General features: G+C 71.9%; 18 protein-coding genes. 12 read left to right on the forward strand and 6 right to left on the reverse strand.

Going from position 1 to position 18,048, the window contains the following annotated elements:
- Positions 1–50 precede the first annotated feature (50 nt).
- Positions 51–2,018, forward strand: a complete 1,968-nt coding sequence (locus ACIPVB_RS07370) for a glycosyltransferase (protein ID WP_400367864.1) — start codon at positions 51–53, stop codon at positions 2,016–2,018.
- A 24-nt stretch (positions 2,019–2,042) separates the two neighbouring features.
- On the opposite strand, the gene ACIPVB_RS07375 is transcribed toward ACIPVB_RS07370, so the two are convergent.
- The gene (locus tag ACIPVB_RS07375) at positions 2,043–3,392 is read right to left on the reverse strand and encodes a hypothetical protein (RefSeq protein WP_400367865.1); all 1,350 of its coding nucleotides are present in this window, start codon (positions 3,390–3,392) and stop codon (positions 2,043–2,045) included.
- Positions 3,393–3,678: 286 nt separating this feature from the next.
- Here ACIPVB_RS07375 and ACIPVB_RS07380 point away from each other — a divergent pair, with 286 nt between their 5' ends.
- From ACIPVB_RS07380 to ACIPVB_RS07400, 5 genes are all read left to right on the forward strand, one after another.
- Positions 3,679–5,976, forward strand: coding sequence for a polyribonucleotide nucleotidyltransferase (locus ACIPVB_RS07380; protein ID WP_400367866.1), 2,298 nt, complete (start codon positions 3,679–3,681; stop codon positions 5,974–5,976).
- A gap of 242 nt (positions 5,977–6,218) precedes the next feature.
- A complete protein-coding gene (locus ACIPVB_RS07385) occupies positions 6,219–7,244 on the forward strand; it encodes an aldo/keto reductase (protein WP_400367867.1) in 1,026 nt (341 codons plus the stop codon).
- Between the two features lie 78 nt (positions 7,245–7,322).
- Entirely contained in the window at positions 7,323–7,925 is a 603-nt protein-coding gene (locus tag ACIPVB_RS07390) for a histidine phosphatase family protein (protein WP_400367868.1), read from the forward strand.
- 74 nt (positions 7,926–7,999) lie between these two features.
- Positions 8,000–8,812: a 4-hydroxy-tetrahydrodipicolinate reductase gene (dapB, locus tag ACIPVB_RS07395; RefSeq protein WP_400367870.1), complete on the forward strand. Its 813-nt coding sequence runs from the start codon at positions 8,000–8,002 to the stop codon at positions 8,810–8,812.
- Complete coding sequence (locus ACIPVB_RS07400) at positions 8,809–9,261, forward strand: hypothetical protein (RefSeq protein ID WP_400367871.1); 453 nt, start codon at positions 8,809–8,811, stop codon at positions 9,259–9,261. Before dapB ends, ACIPVB_RS07400 begins: the two co-directional genes overlap by 4 nt.
- Positions 9,262–9,307: 46 nt before the next feature.
- On the opposite strand, the gene ACIPVB_RS07405 is transcribed toward ACIPVB_RS07400, so the two are convergent.
- The 4 genes from ACIPVB_RS07405 to ACIPVB_RS07420 all read right to left on the reverse strand — a co-directional run bounded on the left by ACIPVB_RS07405 (position 9,308) and on the right by ACIPVB_RS07420 (position 11,757).
- Positions 9,308–10,225 carry a TIGR01777 family oxidoreductase gene (locus tag ACIPVB_RS07405; protein ID WP_400367872.1) on the reverse strand — a complete coding sequence of 306 codons (918 nt, stop codon included), beginning with the start codon at positions 10,223–10,225 and terminating at the stop codon, positions 9,308–9,310.
- Positions 10,218–10,643, reverse strand: a complete 426-nt coding sequence (locus tag ACIPVB_RS07410; RefSeq protein ID WP_400367873.1) for an OsmC family peroxiredoxin — start codon at positions 10,641–10,643, stop codon at positions 10,218–10,220. Before ACIPVB_RS07410 ends, ACIPVB_RS07405 begins: the two co-directional genes overlap by 8 nt.
- Before the next feature lie 105 nt (positions 10,644–10,748).
- Complete coding sequence (locus ACIPVB_RS07415; RefSeq protein WP_400367874.1) at positions 10,749–11,318, reverse strand: DUF4395 domain-containing protein; 570 nt, start codon at positions 11,316–11,318, stop codon at positions 10,749–10,751.
- A complete protein-coding gene (locus tag ACIPVB_RS07420; protein ID WP_400367875.1) occupies positions 11,311–11,757 on the reverse strand; it encodes a TlpA family protein disulfide reductase in 447 nt (148 codons plus the stop codon). Before ACIPVB_RS07420 ends, ACIPVB_RS07415 begins: the two co-directional genes overlap by 8 nt.
- 171 nt (positions 11,758–11,928) lie before the next feature.
- On the opposite strand from ACIPVB_RS07420, the gene ACIPVB_RS07425 reads away from it, so the two are divergent.
- Genes ACIPVB_RS07425 through ACIPVB_RS07435 form a run of 3 tightly spaced genes read left to right on the forward strand, consistent with a single transcriptional unit; the run spans position 11,929 to position 13,989 of the window.
- Positions 11,929–12,738 (forward strand): thymidylate synthase, encoded by an 810-nt coding sequence (locus ACIPVB_RS07425; RefSeq protein ID WP_400367876.1) that lies wholly within the window; start codon positions 11,929–11,931, stop codon positions 12,736–12,738.
- On the forward strand, positions 12,735–13,232 hold the full coding sequence (locus ACIPVB_RS07430; protein ID WP_400367878.1) for a dihydrofolate reductase: 498 nt from the start codon (positions 12,735–12,737) through the stop codon (positions 13,230–13,232). The genes ACIPVB_RS07425 and ACIPVB_RS07430 overlap by 4 nt, the downstream gene beginning before the upstream one ends.
- Before the next feature lies 1 nt (position 13,233).
- Complete coding sequence (locus tag ACIPVB_RS07435) at positions 13,234–13,989, forward strand: SDR family NAD(P)-dependent oxidoreductase (RefSeq protein ID WP_400367880.1); 756 nt, start codon at positions 13,234–13,236, stop codon at positions 13,987–13,989.
- A 62-nt stretch (positions 13,990–14,051) separates the two neighbouring features.
- Here ACIPVB_RS07435 and ACIPVB_RS07440 read toward each other — a convergent pair whose 3' ends face one another.
- The gene (locus tag ACIPVB_RS07440; RefSeq protein WP_400367882.1) at positions 14,052–14,588 is read right to left on the reverse strand and encodes an NUDIX domain-containing protein; all 537 of its coding nucleotides are present in this window, start codon (positions 14,586–14,588) and stop codon (positions 14,052–14,054) included.
- A gap of 98 nt (positions 14,589–14,686) precedes the next feature.
- On the opposite strand from ACIPVB_RS07440, the gene dapA reads away from it, so the two are divergent.
- The 3 genes from dapA (at position 14,687) to ACIPVB_RS07455 (ending at position 18,025) form a co-directional block, all read left to right on the forward strand.
- Positions 14,687–15,664, forward strand: a complete 978-nt coding sequence (dapA, locus tag ACIPVB_RS07445) for a 4-hydroxy-tetrahydrodipicolinate synthase (protein ID WP_400367883.1) — start codon at positions 14,687–14,689, stop codon at positions 15,662–15,664.
- Between the two features lie 104 nt (positions 15,665–15,768).
- The gene (locus ACIPVB_RS07450; RefSeq protein WP_400367884.1) at positions 15,769–17,445 is read left to right on the forward strand and encodes a ribonuclease J; all 1,677 of its coding nucleotides are present in this window, start codon (positions 15,769–15,771) and stop codon (positions 17,443–17,445) included.
- A gap of 88 nt (positions 17,446–17,533) precedes the next feature.
- Positions 17,534–18,025, forward strand: coding sequence for a GNAT family N-acetyltransferase (locus ACIPVB_RS07455; protein ID WP_400367886.1), 492 nt, complete (start codon positions 17,534–17,536; stop codon positions 18,023–18,025).
- Positions 18,026–18,048 lie beyond the last annotated feature (23 nt).

The raw sequence follows: 18,048 nt of genomic DNA on the forward strand, positions 1-18,048 counted from the left end.
TCGGGTGCGAACGGCACCCGCGAGACCGCGGCACCCCGCACCCTGGTCACGTGAGAGTCGCGCTGCTGGCCGAATCCTTCCTCCCGCACATGAACGGGGTCACCGGCTCCGTCCTGCACGTCCTGCGCCATCTGGCGGAGGCGGGCCACGAGACGCTCGTGATCGCCCCCAAGTCCGGCGACGTCACCGCCGACCTGCACGGTGCGCGCACCGAGCTGCTGCGGTCGGTGCCGCTGCCGTCCTACCCCGAGGTGCGGGTGGTGTTCGCCCGCGCGGCGCGCCTGGGCGCCCTGCTGCGCGATTTCGACCCCGACGTCGTGCACCTCGCGTCGCCGTTCGTGCTCGGATGGCAGGGGCTCGCCGCCGCCGATGCGCTGAAGATCCCCTCGGTCGCCGTCTACCAGACCGACGTCGTCGCCTACTCGCAGAAGTACGGCCTGCCGCACGCCACGGCTCTCGTCGCCGGCCATGTCGCACGCCTGCACCGCCGCGCGACGCTCACGCTCGCCCCCTCGTCTTCCTCGACCCGGCAGCTCGAGCAGCTGGGCATCGATCGCATCCGCCGGTGGGGCAGGGGAGTGGATGCCGTCCGCTTCGCCCCCGAGCACCGGGACGACGCCTGGCGCGCCCAGGTGGCGCCCGCGGGCCAGCGCGTCGTCGGCTACGTCGGCCGCCTGGCGCCCGAGAAGCAGGTCGACGACCTGCGCGCCCTGGCGGACCTGCCGGGGACGCGACTGGTCATCGTGGGCGACGGTCCCTCGCGTCCGGCGCTGGAGAGAGCGCTTCCGGATGCCGTGTTCACCGGCCACCTGTCCGGCGCGGAGTTGGCGCGGGTCATGGCCGGCTTCGACGTCTTCGTGCACCCGGGTGAGAGCGAGACGTTCGGGCAGACGATCCAGGAGGCCCTCGCCAGCGGTGTCCCGGTGGTGGCCACGGGCGTCGGCGGGCCCCTCGACCTCGTGCGCTCGAGCGTCGACGGGTGGCTGTACAAGCCCGGTGACCTCGACGACCTGCGCGCGCGGGTGGCCGACCTGGTCGGCGACGACGCCAAGCGTCGCGCCTTCGCCGACGCCGCCCGCGCGGCGGTGCACGGCCGGACATGGGAGGCGCTCACCCGCGACCTCGTCGGACATTACGCGGATGCCGTGGCCCTGCGGCGCATCGACGACGCCCTGCTGCGGCGCGGCGGCCCCCGCCCGGCCGCGCCGACGGCATCCCGTCCCCGGGGGCGGTGGTCGCGCTACGTGGCTCTGGGCGACAGCCTGACGGAGGGGCTGTGCGACGCGTCGCGCATGCCCAGCGGGCAGTTCCGCGGATGGGCCGACCGCCTCGCACAGCTCCTCGCCCACACGAGCGAGTCGGGGCCGTTCCGGTACGCCAATCTCGCGGTGCGCAGCCGACGGGTGCGCCACCTCATCGACGAGCAGATCCCGGCGGCGCTCGCGCTCGAACCCGATCTCGTGTCGATCCTCATCGGGGCGAACGACCTCGTCGGGCCCGCCCCGGTGATCCCGGCGCTGATCGCCGAGGTCGAGTCGGCGGTCCGCGCGGTGCGACGCACGGGTGCCGATGTGCTGCTGGTGACGACGTTCCTGCCGCGGCGACCGGCCGCGCGCATCTTCGCGCGTCGGTTCGCCGCCTACAACGTGGAGCTGCGGCGGATCGCCGCCGCGCACGGGGCGATCCTGCTCGACCTCGAGACCGAGTCCGAGATCGGCGAGTTGCCGCATTGGGCCGACGACCTCGTGCATCTGCGCTCGGGCGGGCACCGGCTGGTCGCTTACCGCGCCGCCGAGATGCTCGGCGTCCCCGACGCGGGGGCGCTGCTCGGTCTGGACGAGGCGCTGCACGCCGACGACGAGGCGGCTCCCCGCGGCGCGTGGCTCACCCGGGACGCCCTGCCCTGGGTGTGGCGCCGCGTCCGTGGTCGCACGGCCGGTGACGGCATCCGGCCCAAGCACGACGGCTACGTCGAGCTGCCGACGCGGGGCGACCGGCTGCGCGCCGACGCGGTGTGACGGCGCCGGTCGGGGGCTTTCGGGTCAGTACCAGCCGGTGCTCTGCGAGTGGGCCCACGCACCGCACGGGGTGCGGTAGCGGGCGTCGATGTACGACAGGCCCCACGCGATCTGCGTCGCGCCGTTGGTGCGCCAGTCCAGCCCGGCGGACGCCATCTTCTCACCGGGCAGGGCCTGGGGGATGCCGTAGGCCCCGCTCGAGGGATTCTGCGCCTGCACGCGCCAGCCCGATTCGCGGTTCCACAGCGACGTGAGGCACGAGAACTGGTCGTCCCCCCAGCCGTAACCGCGGATCTGGCCGCGGGCGTTCGCGCGCGCCTCGTCGGGGGTCATCACCGGCGTCGAGGGCGCGGGGGAGCCGGACCCCGAGCCGCCTCCCGATGTACCGCCGCCCGGGGACCCCGTGCCGCCGGTCGAGCCGCCTCCGCCGGCGCCTCCGCCCGCGCCACCTCCCGACGTGCCGCCGCCCGACCCACCCGACCCGCCGTCGCCCGATCCGCCGCCGCCCGACCCACCCGACCCGCCGTCGCCCGATCCGCCGCCCGCCGAGGCGCTGCCCCCGACTGCCCCCGGCCGGCTCGGAACCGCCTGCGAGCCGCCGCCGGTCGCTCCGCCGGGGGAGGCCGCGTCCTGCTGAGCCTTCTCGCGCGCGCGTTCCGCGCGTTCCTGATCCGCCGTGGTCGCCCGCAGGGCTGCGAGCCGGGCGTACAGCTCGTCGAGTCGAACCTGCGCTTCGGCGACGCTCGCCGACTCGGCGTCGGCCTGCGCCTCGGCGGCGGCGGCGGTCGTACGGGCCGCGTCGGCCTGACGCTGGGCCTCGACTTGCGCCCGGTCGGACTGCGCGCGGAGCGACGTCGCGACGTCCGCGGTGCTCCGGGCCGCGCCGGCCTCGCGCGCACTGAGCTCGGCGAGGCGGTCCAGGATGCCCAGACGCATGAGCAGGGAGTCGGGGTCGGCGTCCACGAGCAGTTGCGCGACGAGCGGACCCCGCCCCGAGGTGCGGTACAGCCGCGCGGCGCTCGCACCGGCGCGGGCGCTCGCGGTGGTCATCTCGGCGTCGGCGGCTGCACTGCGCGCGGCGCGCTCCTCGGCGCGCGCAGCGGTGGCCTCGGCCCGTCCCCGGGCCTGCTCGGCGGCGGCCGCGGCGTCCAGCGCGCGACGCGACGCCTGCGCGGCGGCGGCCTCGGCGGCATCCAGCTGCTCCTTCACCCGAGCCACCGCGGTGTCGTCGACCGCGGCAGAGGGACGCACCGACACGGCCACCGGGGCCAGGGCCGCGGCGGGCGACGGCATGATCGCGGTCGTCAGCAGCGCGCACGCGAGGAGCGTGTGACTGCTGCGACGGATGAGGCCCATGAGGTCACGGTAGAGCACGGGCCCCTGCCCTGCCCACCCCGCGGGGGCGACCGCTGATAGGGTGGTCGGGAATGCCGTCTTGGCATCCGCTCAACTCCATATGAGCTCACGGAGCAGGCCGGCAGACGCTGGTCCCCTGTGGTGGACTCCCCGTCGTCTCGCCGGGTGGTCGTCTACTGGTGGCCAGTCGCCGGGATTTCCGGGTCGATTCGTCGGCGCGCCCTTTCTGCCTGTTCCTGCTCCTTCGCATGTCAGCTCGCCGCCCACACGGGGCGGCGAGCCTAAACAAAGAAGGAGGGACCTCTTGGAAGGTCCAGAAATCACCGCCGCCGAAGCCGTCCTCGACAACGGCCGGTTCGGCACCCGCACCATCCGCTTCGAGACCGGACGCCTCGCCCAGCAGGCCCAGGGCGCCGTCGCCGCCTACCTCGACGAAGAGACGATGCTCCTGTCGGCCACCAGCGCCGGCAAGCACCCGCGTGAAGGCTTCGACTTCTTCCCGCTGACCGTCGACGTCGAGGAGCGCTCCTACGCCGCCGGCAAGATCCCCGGCTCGTTCTTCCGCCGTGAGGGTCGCCCCTCGACCGAGGCGATCCTCGTCTGCCGTCTGATCGACCGCCCGCTGCGCCCGTCGTTCGTCGACGGCCTGCGCAACGAGGTCCAGATCGTCGTCACCGTCCTCTCGATCGCCCCCGGCGAGTTCTACGACGCCCTCGCGATCAACGCCGCGTCGATGTCGACCCAGATCTCGGGTCTGCCGTTCTCGGGTCCCATCGCGGGTGTGCGCCTGGCGCTCATCCCCGGCCAGGGCGAGCACGCCGACCAGTGGGTCGCGTTCCCCACCGTCACCCAGCTCGAGGACGCCGTCTTCGACCTGATCGTCGCGGGCCGCGTGCTCGACGACGGAGACGTCGCGATCATGATGGTCGAGGCCGAGGCCACCGAGGGCTCCTGGAACATGATCAAGGGCGGCGCCACCAAGCCCAACGAGCAGGTCGTGGCCGAGGGCCTCGAGGCGGCCAAGCCGTTCTTGCGCCAGCTCGTCGACGCGCAGAACGAGGTCGCTCGCACCGCGTCCAAGGAGATCCAGTCCTTCCCCGTCTTCCCGGCCTACAGCCAGGAGACCTACGACTTCGTCGCCGGTCGCGCGTACGACCGTCTGGTGCCGGTGTACCAGATCGCCGACAAGCAGGAGCGTCAGAACGCCGATGACGAGGTCAAGACCTCGGTCAAGGAGCAGCTGCTCGCCGCGGTCGAGTCGGGCGAGCTGCCCGCCGTGGCCACGCTCGAGTTCAACGCGGCGTACAAGTCGGTCACCAAGACGATCGTGCGCGGTCGCATCCTCGCCGAGGGTGTGCGCATGGACGGCCGCGGGCTCGCCGACATCCGTCCGCTCGACGCCGAGGTGCAGGTCATCCCGCGCGTCCACGGCTCGGCGATCTTCCAGCGCGGCGAGACCCAGATCCTGGGTGTCACGACGTTGAACATGCTCAAGATGGAGCAGCAGATCGACTCGCTGTCGCCCATCACGAGCAAGCGGTACCTGCACCACTACAACTTCCCGCCGTACTCCACCGGTGAGACCGGTCGCGTCGGCAGCCCCAAGCGTCGCGAGATCGGCCACGGCTTCCTCGCCGAGCGCGCCCTCGTGCCGGTGCTGCCCAGCCGCGAGGAGTTCCCCTACGCGATCCGTCAGGTGTCCGAGGCCCTCGGCTCCAACGGCTCGACGTCGATGGGATCGGTCTGCGCGTCGACCCTGTCGCTGCTGAACGCGGGTGTGCCCCTGCGCGCCCCCGTGGCCGGTATCGCGATGGGTCTGGTCACCGATGAGGTCGACGGCCAGACGCGCTACGCCGCGCTGACCGACATCCTCGGCGCCGAGGACGCCCTCGGCGACATGGACTTCAAGGTCGCGGGTACGTCGGAGTTCATCACGGCGATCCAGCTCGACACCAAGCTGGACGGCATCCCGTCGTCGGTGCTGGCGGCCGCGCTGACCCAGGCCAAGGAGGCTCGTCTGACGATCCTCAACGTCCTGAACGCCGCGATCGACGCGCCCGACGAGATGGCGCCCACGGCGCCTCGCGTCATCAGCGTGCAGATCCCGGTCGACAAGATCGGCGAGCTCATCGGCCCCAAGGGCAAGACGATTAACGCCATCCAGGACGAGACCGGCGCGCAGATCTCGATCGAGGACGACGGCACCGTCTACATCGGTGCGACCGACGGCCCCTCGGCCGAGGCCGCCCGCGCCCAGGTGAACGCGATCGCCAACCCGACGAACCCCGAGGTGGGCGAGCAGTTCCTCGGAACCGTCGTCAAGATCGCGACCTTCGGCGCGTTCGTCTCGCTGCTGCCCGGCAAGGACGGACTGCTGCACGTCAGCGAGGTCCGCAAGCTCGCCGGCGGCAAGCGCGTCGAGAACGTCGAGGACGTGCTCTCGGTCGGTCGCAAGATCCTTGTGCGCATCACGAAGATCGACGACCGCGGCAAGCTGTCGCTCGAGCCCGTGCTCGACGAGGACGCCACCACGCCCGAGCCCGCGGACACGCAGAGCTCGGCCGCGGCGAGCGAGGGCCCCGAGGCTCCCGCCGAAGGCTGATCCCGCTGTCATCGGATGCCCGTCCCGCCTCTTGCGGGGCGGGCATCCGTCGTGTGACGGCTGTGACGTGTGGGACGCGCGTGATCGCGGCGCGCTCAAGTGTTACGCAATGTTTATCGCCGAGCCGGGGGAATGAGCGGCCCCCTTCGGGCGAACGCCTACCCTCGGAAGTACGTCGGGGGGCGTGGCGTTACGGGTCCGCCGTACCGACCTTCCCCGGCACCGCATGAGGGGATCGCACCATGAGCGGCTCGGGCGTCGACGAGACGGCCTCGCCGCGCCTGCGTCGTGATCGGCTCCCGCACCCCTCCGCCCCCATCGCCGTCCAGGGCCCGGGGCTCGGCGCCCATGTACGCCGCCCGCTGGGCGAGACCGGGTTCGAGGTGTTCCCGATGTTCCTCGGCGGGGGAGAGTTCGGCTGGAACGTCGACGCGCGCGCCAGCGACGAGATCCTCGACGCCTACGCCGAACTCGGCGGCAACGCGGTGCACACCGCCGACAGCTACGCCGCCGGGCGCAGCGAGTTCATCATCGGTGAGTGGATGCGCACGCGCCGCATGCGTGACGAGACGGTCCTGACCGTTCGCGTCGGCGGTCACCCCGACAATCCCGGTCTCGACTCGGTCAACCTCGTGCGCGCGGTCGAGGCGTCGCTGACGCGGCTCGGCACCGACCGCATCGACGTCCTCTCGCTCGATGCCGCCCGCGGTGGCCGGGCCGTGCTCGAGGACACGCTGGCCACGAGCGAATGGTTGGTGGAGTCGGGCAAGGTGCGCGCCGTCGGTGCCCACGGCTACACCGCCGCCCAGCTGGTCGAGGCGCGCATCCTCTCGTCCGCCGGGTACCCGCGCATCACCGTGCTCGACGTGCCGTACAACGTGCTGCGGCGATCGGAGTTCGACGGCGACGTGCGGCTCATCGCGACCGCGCAGAACATGGCCGTCACTCCCTCGCATCCGCTCGCCCACGGATTTCTCGCCGGTGAGACGCGGACGCGCGGACAGTCGACGCAGTCCGTGCGCGGCAATCAGGTCGCCGCCCACCTCAACCGGCGCGGTTCGCGCGTGCTGCGCGCGCTCGACGCCGTCGGCAGCGAGCTGGGGATCCCGGATGCCGCCGTGGCTCTGGCCTGGCTGCTCGCGCAGAAGATCGTCGCCGCCCCCATCGTCAACGCCTTCGCGCCCCGCCATGTCGCCGAGTGCATGCGCGCGGTGGGGGTACGCCTGAGTCGGTCGCAGCTGTCGGATATCGCCCGCGCCGCCGAGTGACCGCCGACGTCGCCGAGGCGTGACGTAGGCTGGAATGAGGGCCGGGGGAACGGCGGATCGACGACGGAGTGAGCTGACGTGACGCACTACATCTACCTGGTGCGCCATGGCGAGCACCAGGATGCCGAGCACGGCCTCACCGACGGTCCCCTCTCGCCCCGGGGCCAGCGCCAGGCGGCGCTGCTCGCCGATCGCCTGTCGGGGCTGCCGCTGGACGCGGTGTGGCACTCGCCCCTCGAGCGGGCGGCGCAGACGGCGCGTGCGGTGGCCGACCGCCTGCCCTCGGTCTCGCCCGAGTCCTCCGCCCTGCTGTTCGACTGCGTGCCCACCGGCATGACGCCCGAGACCCCCGCCGCGTACGAGCCCTTCTTCGGGGCGGTCACCGAGGCCGAGATCGACGCCGGTCGCGCGCAGATGGCCGACGCCACGGCCGAGTTCCTCGCACGGAAAGCCGGCGAGGTGCACGAGCTCGTCATCACGCACAACTTCGTCATCTCGTGGTTCGTCCGTGAGGTGCTGCAGGCGCCCGAGTGGCGCTGGATGACGATCAACCAGGCGTATTGCGGGCTGACGGTCATCGCGCAGAAGAAGGGGCGGCCCTGGACGCTTCTCTCGCACAACGACCTGGCGCACCTGCCGGTCGAGCTGCGCACGGGACTCATCGACCCGCTCCCCGTCTGACCGGCGCATGCGGCGCCCGGCGCGTTCGGGGCGCCGCCGCCGCGAGGCCCGCACGCGCGCCTAGGCTGGAGCGCATGACGACGCGTGTGGCCATCGTGGGCGGGACCGGCAAGCTGGGCGGTGTGATCCGTCAGGTCGTCGAGGATGAAGAGGGGTACGAGGTCTCTGCCGTGCTGGGCTCGCGATCCGACCTCGCCGAGCTCGACGGTGCCGACCTCGTGATCGACGCCTCGACCCCCGCCGTCTCGATCGACGTGGTGCGCGCGGCCGTGGCGCGCGGCATCAACGTGCTCGTCGGTACGTCGGGGTGGTCGAACGAGCGCATCGCGCTCGTGCGTCCCCTCGTGGATGCCAGCGGCACCGGCGCCGTGTTCATCCCCAACTTCTCGCTCGGGTCCGTCATCGGCAGCGCGATCGCGGCCGCCGCCGCGCCGTTCTTCCCCTCGATTGAGATCGTCGAGGCCCACCGCGAGACGAAGGTCGATTCGCCCAGCGGCACCGCCGTCCGCACGGCCGAGCTCATCGCCGCCGCGCGGGCCGACGTGGGCCCGGTCGAATCGCCCCACGTCGACCAGCGGGCGCGCGGACAGCGCGTCGCGTCGGTCCCGATCCATTCGCTGCGTCGTCCGGGCGTCGTCGCGCGTCAAGAGACGGTGCTGTCGGGGGCCGGCGAGTCGCTGACGATCGTGCACGACACGATCGATCCGGCGACGGCGTACGCCCCCGGCATCCGTATCGCCCTGGCCGCGGCCCGCGAGGCGCGTGGAGTGGTGGTCGGCCTCGACAGCTTCGTCGACATCGGAGTGCGCACGCGGCCGGTCGCGCCCGAGGCGCCCATCGCCGACGGCGACGTCTCGGGCCAGGTCGCGAGCGCCACCAGCGCATGAGGGTCCGTATCGCCGTCGCCCTGATGACGGTCCTGCTGCTGCTGTACGTCGTGCTCGCCGGCCAGCGGGCGATCGTCCTGCTCGGCAGCGGCGAGGCCGTGGGTGTCGCGATGGGGATCGCCCTCATCGTGCTGCCGCTGCTCGCCCTGTGGGCGATCGGGCGCGAGCTGTGGTTCGGCGTGCGCGCCCAGAAGCTGGGGGAACGGTTGGATGCCGAGGGCGGCCTGCCCGACGAGGACCTTCCGGTGCGCCCGAGCGGCCGCATCGAGCGGGCGGACGGAGACGCGCTGTTCCCGCAGTATCGTGCCGACGTCGAGCGGCATCCGCGGGATTGGCGGGCGCGCTACCGGCTCGCCCTCGCCTACGACGCCGCGGGCGACCGTCGACGGGCACGTGAGGCTGTGCGGACCGCGATCCGCCTGGAGGCCGACGAGCGCCGCGGGCCCTGACGTTCCCGGCCTCCGGTTCGCGGCGATCCGAAGCCCGGGGACCGGTTCAGGCGCCGGGCGCCGGCACGGCCGAGGCGATGGCCTCTTCGACCGTGCGGTGGGTGAACGAGAATCCGGATCCCTCGAGCACCGCGGGGCGCACGTCGGCGTCCGAGGTGAGCAGTGCCTCGGTGGCATCCGTGCCGAGGGCCAGCTTGATCCCCCACACCGGAGCGCGGAGCACATACGGGCAGTTCATGCGCTGCGCGAGCGCGAACCCCAGGTCGTTGGCGGTGGCCCGCGTCGGACCCGTGAGGTTGACGGGGCCGGAGATGTCGGAGTCGATGACGTGCCGGATGGCGCGCACTTCGTCGTCGAGCGAGATCCAGGGCCATACCTGAGTACCGCGGCCGATCGGGCCGGAGATGCCCAGCTTCGTCAACAGCAGCAGAGGCTTGAGGACGCCCTGCTCGTGGACGACCGGGGCGGTGCGCAGCAGCGCCACGCGCGCTGTGCCGCCGGCGTCGCGCGCGGCGGCCTCCCAGTCGACGCAGATGTCGGCGAGCAGGCCCGCGCCGCGCGACGAGGACTCGGTGAGCACCGCGCCCGGTTGCGAGCCGTAGAAGCCGGTGGCGCTGGCGTTGATCAGCGCGGGGGCGTCGGCGCCGAGTGCGCGGACAGCGGCCGCCAGGGTACGGGTCGGGGTCAGCCGCGACCACAGCAGGGTGGACTTGTACGACGAGGTCCAGGGGAAACGTCCGATCGAGGCGCCGTTGAGGCACACGACCGCGTCGGCGCCGGCGATGACGTCGGGATCGAGCGGGGCGGCATCCTGCAGCCACTGCTGCTCATGGGGGGCCGACGGCGCGTGACGAACGAGCGAGGTGACGTCGACGCCGTCCGCGCGCAACGAGTCGACCAGCGCCGAGCCGATGAGGCCCGACGCGCCGGCGATGACGACGCGTCGGGCCGGAGTCTCAGGCAAGCGTGGCCTCGAGGGTGATCTCGATGCCCGTCAGCGCCTGCGACACGGGGCAGTTCGCCTTGGCATCGGCGGCGATCTTCTGGAAGGTCTCTTCGTCGATGCCCGGAACGACGGCGTTGACGTTGAGGTGGCTGCCCGAGATGCCGGTGCCGGGCTTGAAGGTGATGGATGCCGTGGCATCGACCGAGGTGGGCGGGGTGCCGTTGTCGGCCAGGGCGTTGGACAGCGCCATGCTGAAGCACGAGGAGTGCGCGCCCGCCAGGAGCTCCTCGGGCGTGGTGACCGAGGTCGAGCCCTCGCTGCGGGCCTTCCAGTTGACGTCGAACGTGCCGATGCCGGACGAGGTGAAGGTGACCTCACCCGATCCCTCGAACAGGCTGCCCTTCCAGGCGGTGGTGGCTTCGCTCGTGACGGCCATGGGAACCTCCGTTGATGTCGGCGCGGTCAGGGCGACCGCGACGCGGCCAGCCTAACCACGGCGTCCGACACCCACCGGGTCTTGACAGCCCGGCCGCGGCGGGGCTCAGGCGGCGGCGGGACCGCGACGACCGATGAGGCCCGCGCGCTGCAGCACGAGGTACAGCTGGCATCCCAGGCACAGTCCGAAGACGGCGTTGAGGAATGCCGCCACGAACGCCATCGCGGCGGCGACAGGCAGCGCCCACGGCACCCCGGCCAGGTGCAGCACGAGTCCGACCGCGGTGACGACGAGGCCCACCCCCTGGGCGAAGCGCGGGGGACGAGGGTCCTCGAACTCCGTCGGAGGCGCCAGGCGCGGCTGGACGACTTGGCGATACAGCACGCCCCAGGGCGCGGTGCGCGGAGCGACGACGCCCCACACGAACAGCAGTGCGATCACCAGCAGCAGCAGGAAGCCGGGGTCGGCGATCCGGTCGATCAGCGAGCCCTGCTGGACGGCCCAGGGCGAGGGGGCGAAGGACTCGTCCGACAGCGGCGCATAGGCGAAGAAACCCTCGGTGGCCCGGGTCGAGATGCCGACCAGGCTCAGCAGGGTGGCGACGAGCAGCAGAACGGCGGTGATGGATGCCGCGAAACGCGGGCCGCGGGCGTCGATGCGTGGGACCTCAGCCACGGATGGCCTCCTTCTGCAGGGTGTCCAGCTCGAGCTCGACCACGGCGCGGCCGGGCGTTCCGCCGAAGCGCGTGCGCACGACGCCGTGCCGGTCGAGCACCAACGTGGTGGGTGTCTGCAGCACCCGGAAGTGCTGAGCGATGTCGGGGCGGTGCGTCAGGTCGACGTCGAGGTGGCGGACGCCCTCGCGTGCGTCGGCGACCTCGGACAGCATGCGGTGCACACCGGGGCAGCGCGAGCAGATCTCCGTGCTGAACTGCAGAAGGGTCGCCGCGTCGCCGAGCGCGTCGGCACCGAGACGGCGGGGGTCCACGACCTCGTCGGAATCGACCGTGCGCGCGCGTCCCTGACGTCGGCGGATGACGAGGCCGACGGCCGTCGCCGCGGCGACGAGCGCCACGAGGGCGAGAAGAGCGAGGGTCGGGTCCACGACGAGCAAGGCTAATGCGCGTGGATGGATCGCGGGCCGATGAGTCGTCGGATGACGCGATCGCCCAGGATTCTTTCGGCGCGGACTCAGCGGCATCCACCGTTCCTCCCGAGGGACGGACGCGTTTTCGAGGTCGTCCGCACCCCGTGACGCGTCGCGCCGACGGGTATCGTGAAACGCGTGACCGCCGCCATCCCGACGCCCTACGAAGACCTGCTCCGCGACGTCCTCGCCGAGGGTGTGCACAAGTCCGATCGCACCGGGACGGGGACCACGAGCGTGTTCGGTCGTCAGATCCGTTTCGACCTGGCCGAGGGGTTCCCCCTCATCACCACCAAGCGGGTCCACCTCAAATCGATCGTGTACGAACTGCTGTGGTTCCTGCGCGGCGAGTCGAACGTGGCCTGGCTGCAGCAGAACGGGGTGAGCATCTGGGACGAGTGGGCCGACGCCGCGGGCGAACTCGGACCCGTCTACGGCGTGCAGTGGCGATCCTGGCCGACCGCGGACGGCGGGACCATCGACCAGATCACGCAGGTGATCGAGCAGATCCGGCGCGATCCCGACTCCCGGCGCCTGATCGTGTCGGCGTGGAACCCCGCCGACATCCCCGACATGGCCCTCGCCCCGTGCCACGCGCTCTTCCAGTTCTACGTCGCCGACGGCAAGCTGTCGTGCCAGCTCTACCAGCGCAGCGCCGACATGTTCCTGGGCGTCCCCTTCAACATCGCCTCCTACGCGCTGCTGACGATGATGGTGGCGCAGCAGACGGGCCTCGAGCCCGGCGAGTTCGTCTGGACCGGCGGAGACTGCCACATCTACGACAATCACCGCGACCAGGTCGGCGAACAGCTCACGCGCGAGCCGTTCCCCTTCCCGACGCTGCGCTTCGCCCGCACCCCCGCGTCGATCCTCGACTACTCCTTCGACGACATCGTGGTCGAGGGCTACCAGCATCACCCGGCCATTCGCGGGGCCGTCGCCGTATGACGTCCGTCGGGCTGATCTGGGCCGAGGCCCGCGACGGCGTCATCGGTGCGGACGGCGGGATGCCGTGGCACGTCCCCGAGGACCTCGCCCATTTCCGCGCCGTCACCGGCGCCCACGACGTGGTCATGGGGCGGCGCACGTGGGAGTCCCTTCCGCCGCGGTACCGACCCCTCCCGGGTCGCCGGAACATCGTCGTGACCCGCTCGCAGGCCTGGCGACAGCCGGGTGCCGACCGCGCCGACTCCCTCGACGACGCCCTCCGCCTCGCCCGGGGCGACCAGGTGTGGGTGATCGGGGGAGGGATGCTGTACGCCGAGGCGATCGACCGCGCCACCGTGCTCGAGGTGACCCGGCTCGACGTCGCGGTCGACGGCGACACGTTCGCCCCCTCGACCCGGGGATGGCGTGCGACGGCCGTCGATCCCGATGAGGGCTGGTACACGTCGGGCAGCGGCATCCCGTACCGCTTCGAGACCTACCGGCGAGAGGGCTGACATGGCACGGACGGCGGTCGTGACGGGTGCGAGCTCGGGTCTGGGCGTGGAATTCGCCCGGCAGTTGGCCGCGCGCGGGGCCGACCTCGTGCTGGTCGCCCGCGACCACGACGCCCTCGAAAACGTCGCCGCCGACATCCGGGCGCGCCACGGCCGCACCGTCGAGGTGCTCGCCGCCGACCTGCTCGACACCGAGGCGCTCGCCGTCGTCGAAGCCCGGGTCGCCGGCGGCGTCGACGTGCTGGTGAACAACGCCGGTTTCGGACTCGACCTCGACTTCGCCTCGACCGGCGTCGACGACGAGGTCCGCCACCTGCGACTGCACGTGGAGGTCGCGATGCGTCTCGCCCACGCCGCGCTGCCGGCGATGCTGCGCCGGGGGAGCGGTCGTATCGTCAACGTCGCCTCGGTGGCGGGGTTCGTCCCGCGCGGCACCTACGGCGCCGCGAAGGGCTGGCTCATCTCGTTCAGCCGCTGGGCGAACGTCGCCTACCGCTCGCGCGGGGTGACGGTGACGGCCGTCTGCCCCGGGTTCGTCCACACGCGCTTCCACGAGCGCCTCGGCCTCGCGCCGGGGGAGGAGGGTGTTCCCGACCGCCTGTGGCTGGACGCGGACCGCGTGGTCCGCGAGGGCCTGCGCGACGCGGCCCGCGGTCGATCCGTCTCCGTGCCGTCGTGGCGATACAAGGCGCTCGTCGCCGGGTCGCGCCTGCTGCCCGATGCGGCGGTGGTGCGCGCTGCCGCACGCGGTCGCTGACGCCGCACGCGCGGGTCGCTCGGTCGACGCAGGGCGGGACCGGGTCGCGGGCGCCCCGCGCGTCAGCGGAAGCGGCCCAGGCGGATCCCGGCCAGAGCGAGGGCGCCGATCGTCTCGCCGTCGGTGATGCGCCCCTCGGCGACGAGCGCGAGCGCCTGCGCGAAGGGGATCCACCGCACGGCGTCGATCCCCTCCTCGCGCTGCGAGGCGGCGGCATCCGTCACCGACAGTCCCCGCGCGAGGAAGACGTGCTCGGGTGCGTCCGCGATGCCGTTCAGCGCGTTCATCCGTCCGAGCTCCAGCCACTCGGATGCCGAGACCCCGGCCTCCTCGCGCAGCTCGCGCTGAGCGGCCAGGAGCGGGTCCTCGCCGTCCGACCCGCCCGCCGGCACCTCCAGCGACCGCCCCGTCGTGTACCGCTCGAGTTCGACGAAGCAGATGCGCTCGGCGTCGTCCAGGGCCACGACGAACACGGCCGGATGCTGCATGCGCACGACGCCGTAGATCCCCTCGCCGTGCGGCCCGGTCACCTCGTCCTCGCGCACGTGGATCCAACGGTTCTCGTACACGGTGCGCGTCGCGCGGGTCGTCCAGCTCACCCCGCCACCCTAGGACCAGGCATGGCGGGTCACCGATTGTTCACCCCGGACGTCCACCGGGCCCGGGACCGTGCACCGCGAACCGATAACCTGGGAGCATGACGCACTCCGGCAATCCCTTCGGTCAGGTGCTCGTCGCGCTCATCACCCCGATGACCGCCGACGGCGAAGTCGATTGGCCCGCAACCGAGAAGCACATCGACGACGTCATCACCGCCGGCGCCGACGGCATCGTCGTCACCGGCACGACGGGCGAGACCTCGACCCTCACCGACCCCGAGAAGCTCCGCCTCGTCGAGGTCGGCAAGAGCGTGTCGGCGGGTCGCGCCAAGATCATCACGGGCGGCGGATCGAACGAGACCGCCCACGCGATCGAGCTGTACAAGGCCAGCGAGAAGGCCGGCGCCGACGGCATCATGATCGTCACGCCCTACTACAACAAGCCCACGCAGGCGGGCATCCTCACGCACTTCCGCCTCGTCGCCGACGCGACCGATCTGCCCGTCATCCTGTACGACATCCCCGGCCGCACGGGGGTCCCCATCACCTACGAGACGATCCTGCGCCTGGCCAAGCACCCCAACATCCTCGCGATCAAAGACGCCAAGGGCGACTTCAGCGAGGTCAGCCGCGTGCTCAACCAGACCGACCTGATGTACTTCTCGGGCGACGACGCCAACGTGCTGCCGCACCTGTCGATCGGAGCGTCCGGGCTCATCGGCGTCACGGCCAACATCGCCGCAGCGCCGTACCGCACGATCGTCGATGCCGTGAACGCCGGCGACCTGACCTCGGCCACCGCCGCGCACCGGGGCCTCGAGCCGCTCGTGCGCGCCGTCATGACACACGTGCCCGGCACCGTCGCGGCGAAGTACATCCTGCACGGCCTCGGCCGCATCGGCAGCCCCCGCGTCCGCCTGCCCCTGGTGGGGCCGGAGGAGTGGGAGGCCGCCGTCATCGAAGACGAACTGGCCCTCGTGAAGGACGTGGCCGGCGCCGACTTCTCCAACTTCCGCCCCGACCGCAACGCGGCCGCCGGCGGTGCCCTGCCGAAGGTGCACGGCACGACGAGATAAGCATCGGCGTCCGCCGATCCGCGGCCCTGGACGCCACACGAAAGGATGCCGTCACGGCATCCGAGAGGAAGGGATGCCGTTTCGCGGCATCCGAGGAGGCTCACATGCCCACAACGCCCTACGATCCGCCCGCGCTCGCCGCGGGCACCCTGCGTGTCATCCCCCTCGGCGGCCTCGGCGAGGTCGGCCGCAACATGACCGTGTTCGAATACGACGGCAAGCTGCTCGTCGTCGACTGCGGTGTGCTCTTCCCCGAGGAGCACCAGCCGGGTGTCGACCTGATCCTGCCCGACTTCGAGCCCATCCGGCACCGACTCGACGACATCGTCGGCGTGGTGCTGACCCACGGGCACGAGGACCACATCGGCGCCGTGCCGTACCTGCTCAAGCTGAAGGGCGACATCCCCCTCATCGGTTCGGGCCTGACCCTCGCGCTCATAGAGGCCAAGCTCAAAGAGCACCGCATCCGTCCTTACACGCTGACCGTGAGCGAGGGCCAGCGCGAGCAGGTCGGACCGTTCGACCTCGAATTCGTCGCCGTCAACCACTCCATCCCCGACGCGCTCGCCGTGGCCATCCGCACCCCCGCGGGTCTCGTCCTGGCCACCGGCGACTTCAAGATGGATCAGCTGCCGCTCGACGGCCGCATCACCGACCTGCGCGCGTTCGCGCGTCTGGGCGAAGAGGGCGTCGACCTGTTCCTCGTCGACTCCACCAACGCCGACGTCCCGGGATTCACCCCGACCGAGCGCGGGATCGGCCCGGTCCTGGACCAGGTGATCGCCCGCGCCCCCCGGCGCGTCGTGGTGGCGAGCTTCTCGAGCCACGTCCACCGGGTGCAGCAGGTGCTCGACGCCGCGCACGCCAACGGTCGTCGCGTCGCGCTGCTCGGGCGCAGCATGGTGCGCAACATGGGCATCGCCGCCGACCTCGGCTACCTCGCCGTGCCCGACGGCGTCCTGATCGACTACAAGAAGGCGCGCGACCTGCCCGACGACAAGATCGTCTACATGTCGACCGGTTCGCAGGGCGAGCCGATGGCCGTGCTGAGCCGCATGGCCAACCTCGATCACGCGATCGAGCCGGGTGAGGGCGACACGATCATCCTGGCATCCAGCCAGATCCCGGGTAACGAGAACGCCATCTACCGCGTGATCGACGGGCTCACCAAGCTCGGCGCGACCGTCGTGCACAAGGGCAACGCCAAGGTGCACGTCTCGGGTCACGCCGCCGCCGGTGAGCTGCTCTACTGCTACAACATCCTCAAGCCCAAGAACGTGCTGCCCGTGCACGGCGAGTACCGCCACCTCATGGCCAACGCCAAGCTCGCCCGCGAGACCGGCATCCCCGAGAAGAACACGATCCTCGGCGAGAACGGCACGGTCGTCGACCTGCGCGACGGCGTCGCCGAGGTGGTCGGACAGGTCGACATCGGCTTCGTCTACGTCGACGGCTCCTCGGTGGGCGAGATCACGGATGCCGACCTCAAGGACCGCAGGATCCTCGGCGAAGAGGGGTTCATCTCGGTGATCGTCGTCGTGGACTCCGCGACCGGCAAGATCGTCTCGGGCCCCGAGATCCACGCCCGCGGCGTCGCCGAGGACGACAAGGTGTTCGACAGCGTCAAGCCCAAGATCGCCGCGGCCCTCGCCGAGGCCGCCACGTCGGGCGTGCGCGACACCCACGCGCTGTCGCAGGTGGTGCGCCGCACGATCGGCCGCTGGGTGAACCAGTCGCTGCGTCGCCGCCCGATGATCGTGCCGATGGTCATCGAGGCCTGAGGCGGTCGACGCAGCGCCGCGGGTTCGCCCGCGGCGCTGCGCCGTTCCCCGGCCGTCATGGTGCCGGGCGGCTCGCTATCATGCGGGCATGTCCGCTCTCCCGATCCGTGCGGCCGTCCGCGCCGACGGAGCGTTCCTCGCCGACATGACGGTCGAAGCGGCCACGTGGCGCCCGGGCGCCGTGCGCCCGCGCCACGAGGTGCTGAGCAGCCCGGAACACGGCCGTTACGTCGCCGGCTGGATGCGGCCGGGCGACGCGGGGTTCGTGGCGGAGTCGCCGGACGGCGAGCCCGTCGGTGCCGCCTGGTACCGCATGCTGCCGCGCGACGAACCGGGCTTCGGGTGGGTCGGTACGGGGGTGCCGGAGCTCATCATCGGCGTGCGTCCGCTGTGGCGGGCGCACGGGGTGGGGCGGGCGCTGCTGCAGCGCTTGACCGATCACGCGCGCGGGCAGGGCTTCGCGCGGATCAGCCTGAGCGTCGAACGCGACAATCACGCGGTGTCGCTGTACCGCTCCGAGGGGTTCGCGGTGGTTCGTCGCGGAATGGGTCGCGACGTGATGGCCAAGCGACTGCGCTGAATCCCGCGTCGGTCCGAGCGAAT

The sequence above is a fragment of the Microbacterium sp. NPDC090007 genome (assembly GCF_044748345.1).
Taxonomy (GTDB): Bacteria; Actinomycetota; Actinomycetes; order Actinomycetales; family Microbacteriaceae; genus Microbacterium.

What these genes read in the sequence shown, in the direction of transcription:
- ACIPVB_RS07385 (WP_400367867.1), top strand. Translation starts at nt 6,219, where the DNA reads ATGAGCGGCTCGGGCGTCGACGAGACGGCCTCGCCGCGCCTGCGTCGT.
- dapB (WP_400367870.1), top strand. Translation starts at nt 8,000, where the DNA reads ATGACGACGCGTGTGGCCATCGTGGGCGGGACCGGCAAGCTGGGCGGT.
- ACIPVB_RS07400 (WP_400367871.1), top strand. Translation starts at nt 8,809, where the DNA reads ATGAGGGTCCGTATCGCCGTCGCCCTGATGACGGTCCTGCTGCTGCTG.
- ACIPVB_RS07410 (WP_400367873.1), bottom strand. Translation starts at nt 10,643, where the DNA reads ATGGCCGTCACGAGCGAAGCCACCACCGCCTGGAAGGGCAGCCTGTTC.
- ACIPVB_RS07430 (WP_400367878.1), top strand. Translation starts at nt 12,735, where the DNA reads ATGACGTCCGTCGGGCTGATCTGGGCCGAGGCCCGCGACGGCGTCATC.
- ACIPVB_RS07435 (WP_400367880.1), top strand. Translation starts at nt 13,234, where the DNA reads ATGGCACGGACGGCGGTCGTGACGGGTGCGAGCTCGGGTCTGGGCGTG.
- dapA (WP_400367883.1), top strand. Translation starts at nt 14,687, where the DNA reads ATGACGCACTCCGGCAATCCCTTCGGTCAGGTGCTCGTCGCGCTCATC.
- ACIPVB_RS07450 (WP_400367884.1), top strand. Translation starts at nt 15,769, where the DNA reads ATGCCCACAACGCCCTACGATCCGCCCGCGCTCGCCGCGGGCACCCTG.
- ACIPVB_RS07455 (WP_400367886.1), top strand. Translation starts at nt 17,534, where the DNA reads ATGTCCGCTCTCCCGATCCGTGCGGCCGTCCGCGCCGACGGAGCGTTC.